The sequence below is a fragment of the Bacillus sp. MBGLi79 genome (assembly GCF_002953915.1).
Map to the genome: position 1 here is coordinate 2,949,541 of NZ_CP026521.1, position 1,119 is coordinate 2,950,659.

Annotated in this window: 2 protein-coding genes; both read left to right on the forward strand. The window is 35.7% G+C overall.

The features are described 5' to 3' along the window. The coding region (gene rapE / locus C1T29_RS14970) for a response regulator aspartate phosphatase RapE (RefSeq protein ID WP_208945487.1) at positions 1–872 on the forward strand (872 nt) is incomplete at its 5' end. Next, complete coding sequence (gene phrE / locus C1T29_RS14975) at positions 862–996, forward strand: phosphatase RapE inhibitor PhrE (protein WP_014114495.1); 135 nt, start codon at positions 862–864, stop codon at positions 994–996. The genes rapE and phrE, both read left to right, overlap by 11 nt. Positions 997–1,119 lie beyond the last annotated feature (123 nt).

Sequence of the window (1,119 nt, forward strand, 5' to 3'; positions counted from 1 at the left end):
ATAAGAAGAAGCTAGACAATATGCGAGCGTATTATTATAACTTCTTCCGCGGGATGTATGAGTTTAGAAACGGTGAATACACAAAGGCCATTACATATTACAAAAAAGCTGAACGCAAAATTCCAACGATCTCCGACAAGATTGAAAAAGCTGAGTTTTATTTTAAGTTATCCGAAGTCTATTATCATATGAAAATGACTCATATCTCAATGCACTACGCCGAGCTTTCATACAATATCTATAAAAAACATGAACTTTATTCTGTTCGGCGTATACAGTGCCATTTTGTCATTGCCGGTAACTATGATGACCTTGAAAATCATGAAAAGGCTCTCCCCCACCTTCAAGAAGCTTTAAAAGGTGCCGAGCTACTTAAAAGTAAAAATACTCACATCTATGCCACTGCATTTTTCAATCTCGGTAACTGCTATCACAAAATGGACAACTTAAATAAGGCTGCACGTTACATCGAACAAGCTTTGGTTCAATATAGAAAAATAAACTCTGACGTACTTCCGCAAGCTTATCATGACCTAGCTTTGATTTATTTTAAACAAGGTAAAAAAGAACAAGCAATGGATTGCTTCCGCAAAGGAATCAGAAGCGCTGTAGACTTTAAAGACGAACTTTTTATGAACTTATTTGAAGCATTAGACGTTCTTTATATAAGAAATGGCGATACACCTAAACTCCTCAACATTTTTTCTCGTTTAGAGAACGGCAAAGGATACCCTTATCTGGAAGAGCTGGCATTGTTAGGAGGCAACCTTTTCGATTATAATGGAAAAATAGAGGATAGTATCATCTGTTTCAAGAAGATGGTATATGCTCAAAAGCAAATATCGAAAGGGGAATGCATGTATGAAATCTAAATTGTTTATCAGTTTATCCGCCGTTTTAATTGGACTTGCCTTTTTCGGATCTATGTCTAATGGCGAAATGAAGGAAGCATCCCGGAATGTAACTCTAGCACCTACTCATGAATTCCTTGTTTGATTCGATAAACAACATTAGTTCTAATTCCCTTTAGCCGTTTAATAACGGCTTTTTCTTATTTCTAATACTGAACATACATAAAGCTTTTGAGGTGGAAATTTTGGACTTATTTGATGAATGCTT